This window comes from Shewanella sp. P1-14-1 (assembly GCF_001401775.1).
In the GTDB taxonomy this organism is placed as follows: domain Bacteria; phylum Pseudomonadota; class Gammaproteobacteria; order Enterobacterales; family Shewanellaceae; genus Shewanella; species Shewanella japonica.
In genome coordinates, this window is sequence record NZ_LKTL01000050.1 from 1 (window position 1) to 4,395 (window position 4,395).

Consider the following 4,395-nt stretch of genomic DNA (forward strand, 5'->3'; position numbering starts at 1 on the left):
TGCTGTTAGAGTAGTTTTACCATGGTCAACGTGACCAATTGTACCCACGTTTACGTGTGGTTTACTACGTTCAAATTTTTCTTTAGCCATGATATTGCCTCAATCCAGACTCTTGGTAATGAAAACACATATAGAAAAAATCCGATGCATAAAATGACATCGAATCGATTAGTTATGGTGATTAAGCTTAGCATAAGACAGGAGGTGCTGATTTAAAGGATTTGACTGATCAACAATTCAGTTATCTGAACCATTAATCAATCAAGTCATTCAGCAATTTGGAGCGGATGGCGGGAATCGAACCCGCGTTATCAGCTTGGAAGGCTGGAGTAATACCATTATACGACATCCGCGCAACCTGAAAGGCTACCTAACTACCTTTAAAAAATGGTGGAGGGAGAAGGATTCGAACCTTCGAAGGCTGAGCCGTCAGATTTACAGTCTGATCCCTTTGGCCACTCGGGAACCCCTCCAGAAAAATGGTGCCGGCACCAAGAGTCGAACTCGGGACCTACTGATTACAAGTCAGTTGCTCTACCAACTGAGCTATGCCGGCTAATCATTTCGGAAACGGATATTAGGTAAATGTTGGCACAAGTGCAATAGAAAATGCATAAAAAAGCTAAAAAAAGTCTTAAATGCCGTTTTTTTGGGCTTTATTAGCTACTCACGCATAAAAATCAAGCGATTTGAAAGTTAGTGATTAACTAAGTTCAGTTTTTTATTGTTGAATATATTTTGTTGGTGTACTGTGCCTGACCTAAGGAAAGGACGTTATGACAGTAAATAAACCAATACATAAAACACTTTATCATTCATTTGGGCGTAAGCAATGGTCTGAGCTTCGTAATTCAGTCCCTCTTACACTAAGTGAAGACGAACTTGCCCGCTTACAAGGCATGAACGAGCAACTGTCTTTAGATGAAGTGACAGATATTTATTTACCGTTAAGTCGTCTTTTAAACTTGATCATCGACGCTCAACAGCAGCGCAGTGTAGTATTAGATCAATTCCTCAATCATAAACCACGTAACTCTCCCTACATTATCAGTATTTCTGGTAGTGTCGCTGTTGGTAAAAGCACCACAGCAAGGATTCTACAAGCGCTTTTACAGCGTTGGCCCCAACACCCTAAAGTAGAGTTAGTCACTACCGATGGATTTCTGTATCCTTTGGCAGAGTTAAAAGCTAAAAACTTATTAAAGCGAAAAGGCTTTCCAGAAAGCTATGATATGAAGATGCTCATTGATTTCATTTCAGCTATTAAAGCAGGTCAACCGCAAGTTAATGCGCCACTGTACTCTCATATCACCTATGACCGACTTACTGACCAAGTGCAACCAATTAACCAACCAGACATCTTAATTATCGAAGGTTTAAATGTACTTCAAACTGGCTTAGATCAATCACCTGAAAGTCGCAGCAGTTTTTTATCTGATTATGTGGATTTTTCAATTTACGTAGATGCAGATGAAGTGCTTCTAAAAGAATGGTATCTGCAACGTTTTAGAAAATTTCGTCAAGGTGCTTTTAGTGATCCGAAATCCTTTTTTCATCACTATTCAAACTTGTCAGATCAACAAGCCAATGAGACCGCAGCTAATATCTGGGATACGATTAACGGCCCAAATCTCCAGTCCAATATCAAACCAAGTCGTGAACGCGCTCACCTGATCCTTAAAAAAGGAGATAATCATTTGGTAAACCGCGTTTTACTACGAAAATAACCTCGTAGATTATAGCGTACCGCGTAGGCTAATCTCTCCACCTATATAGGCGGTTTGAACGCCATCGGTTTCCAAAATAACGCCACCTTGCGAGTCAATCCCTTTGCAAACACCTACAATTGACTTAGGTGACATGACCAACTCAATTTCTTTGTCGTAAAACAGATCATATTGTTGCCAGAGCGGAATAAACTCCGTTAAACCAGATACTTCAAACTTTGCTAGGTCTAACTTTAATTGTTTATGGAGTGCTAGGAGTAGGTTAGTTTTATCGGGCATTGTATCCAGAGAAGATAAATCACTCCAAGGCTGATCTATTTTTTCAGCCTGTTGAGCCGGCATACTCATATTAATACCAAAGCCAATGACCAAATTACATTCGTCCATAGACTGACCAGATAGCTCAATCAAGATACCTGCTAGTTTTTTATTGTCTTTGTAGATATCATTTGGCCACTTCAATCCAAGACCTTCAACACCAAATGTTCTTAGCGTTGACACGATAGAACACGCAATAACTAGGCTTAACCCCATTGCGGCATTCATTCCCTGGTTTATGCGCCAATAGAGTGAACCGTAAACATGTTGACCATAAGGTGATACCCATTGACGTCCCCTACGCCCCCTGCCTGCTGACTGATATTCCGCGATGCAAATATCACCACTATCTAGTTCATCAGAGTGCTGCAGTAAGAAAGCATTGGTACTGGCTATTTCATCAAAAAAGAAACACCTATCTTCAATCCTGTTTATAAGTACGGATTCATCAAATAAAGGCAGAGCTTTCGATAACTTGTAACCCTTACCTTTTACGCTGTATATATCAATCCCGTAATCAGCTAACTGCGCTATGTGATTATTCACTGCAGTCCTAGATAATCCAACTTCTTGTGCAATCATTTCTCCAGAAGTATAACGACAATGATCCAGCAGCTTAATGATTTGCTTCTTTTTGCTCCAATGCTCTGTCATTACAATTCCACCTCTCCGTGTGAACCTATTATTCTTGGTTCTGGCTCCAGTTTGATACCAAACTTATTATAAACAGTGTCAATAACATGATGCGCCAGTTTTCGTACATCGTCACCAGTTGCTTGATTAATATTAACTATCACCAACGCTTGCTTGCTATGGACTGCCGCGCCGCCCAAGATATACCCTTTAAGGCCAGCTTCATCTATAAGCCAACCTGCAGCAACTTTAATACGACCATCAGCTTGTGCATACCCGACCAAATCAGAAAACTTTTTCAATAAACTGATGTATTGCTCTGCTTCGATAATTGGGTTCTTAAAAAAGCTGCCAACGTTACCAAGTTTACAGGGATCCGGTAACTTGCTTGTGCGTACAGCACATACAGTCTCATAGATCTCTTTAGCACTCACTGTCTGACTATTTAAGTGGTTAAGTGGTCCATAACTTAGATTTGCTTGCCAGTTTTTGGGGATGGCTAATTTAACTGACGTAATGATTGCAATCTCTTTTAATTGTTTTTTGAAAATTGAATCACGGTAATCAAACTTACACTCAGAACCTGCAAGTGTATGCTCGCTGAAAGTATCAGTATTAAGGTAAGTGACTTCATTACAAAACTGGTTTATTTCAACTCCATATGCACCAATATTCTGAATTGGAGCTGCGCCCACCGAACCAGGGATCAATGCTAAATTTTCTAACCCGAAATAGCCCTTATCCAAAGTAAACTGAACGAGTTCATGCCAATTTTCGCCTGCCTGCACAGTTAAATAGACATTTTCATTATCCTCAGAAATAACGATGCCTTTATTGATCAGCTTAATGATCATCCCTTCATAATCGCAGGTAAAAACGATATTGCTACCACCACCTATGATCATATACGGAACGCCCATTTCTTTTGCTTGTTTTATATATCGAATGAGATCCGAAACAGAGTTTGCCTCAACAAGCATTAGGGAATTTTGATTCAAAGAAAGGGTATTTAAAGGCTTTAAGCTTGCGGACATATAAATGACTTGTACTAATAATGGTTATGTGAATATTGTACCCTGTGAACATGCATATGACTAATCGTAAGAAAGCCAAAATAGTTAACGCCTAATAAGCCACTAATAGCCTGTTTATCAATAATAAACCTGAGGGTTCAATGAAAGGAATGAGCTGTTATTATTAGTGACACCTCGAGACAGTCCGAATAAAGTCTTTTAAACTATAGGCATATCATCCACACTATCTTTCACAATACTAAGATCATTTATACACGAAAAAACCATTGAGTTAGTCACTGGCTATCTGCTCTTAAAAAGAGAAATTACGCGCTTGGCAATGACCTACTTCCAAATGGGCATATTGACCACACTGTCTTTAGTTGCACTCAAGTTACTTAACAATCAGACACAAAAAAGCCCGTTACATGAGTAACGGGCTATCTGCTCTCTAAAAGAAAAATTAGGCACTTGGTAGTGACCTACTTTTACATGGGCACATTGTCCACACCATCTTTAGCTGTACTAAATTTTGACTAGCTATGTACGAAAAAAGCCCTGACTATTAAGTCAGGGCTTTCTCGACTCTCTTAAAAGAGAAATTAGGCGCTTGGCAATGACCTACTTTCACATGGGGAGACCCCACACTATCATCGGCGCGATTGCGTTTCACTACTGAGTTCGGGATGGGATCAGGTGGTACC

General features: G+C 39.8%; 4 protein-coding genes, 3 tRNA genes and 1 rRNA gene. 1 reads left to right on the forward strand and 7 read right to left on the reverse strand.

Translation table 11 applies throughout. From position 1 onward, the window contains the following. The 4 genes from AN944_RS20690 to AN944_RS20705 form a co-directional block, all read right to left on the reverse strand. Positions 1-90: GTP-binding protein (locus tag AN944_RS20690; RefSeq protein ID WP_021438671.1), on the reverse strand; the 90-nt coding region annotated here is incomplete at its 3' end. A 189-nt stretch (positions 91-279) separates the two neighbouring features. After that, positions 280-353 (reverse strand) — tRNA-Gly (locus AN944_RS20695). A gap of 35 nt (positions 354-388) precedes the next feature. Beyond that, positions 389-473 (reverse strand) — tRNA-Tyr (locus tag AN944_RS20700). Between the two features lie 7 nt (positions 474-480). Further along, a tRNA-Thr gene (locus tag AN944_RS20705) sits at positions 481-556 on the reverse strand. 220 nt (positions 557-776) lie between these two features. Here AN944_RS20705 and coaA point away from each other — a divergent pair. Next, positions 777-1,727: a type I pantothenate kinase gene (coaA, locus tag AN944_RS20710; protein WP_055026544.1), complete on the forward strand. Its 951-nt coding sequence runs from the start codon at positions 777-779 to the stop codon at positions 1,725-1,727. Positions 1,728-1,736: 9 nt separating this feature from the next. Here coaA and birA read toward each other — a convergent pair whose 3' ends face one another. From birA to rrf, 3 genes are all read right to left on the reverse strand, one after another. Continuing rightward, positions 1,737-2,699, reverse strand: a complete 963-nt coding sequence (birA, locus tag AN944_RS20715; RefSeq protein WP_055026545.1) for a bifunctional biotin--[acetyl-CoA-carboxylase] ligase/biotin operon repressor BirA — start codon at positions 2,697-2,699, stop codon at positions 1,737-1,739. Beyond that, on the reverse strand, positions 2,699-3,712 hold the full coding sequence (gene murB / locus AN944_RS20720) for a UDP-N-acetylmuramate dehydrogenase (protein ID WP_144430240.1): 1,014 nt from the start codon (positions 3,710-3,712) through the stop codon (positions 2,699-2,701). Before murB ends, birA begins: the two co-directional genes overlap by 1 nt. A gap of 587 nt (positions 3,713-4,299) precedes the next feature. Continuing rightward, positions 4,300-4,395, reverse strand: a 5S ribosomal RNA gene (rrf, locus tag AN944_RS20725); the annotation flags it as partial.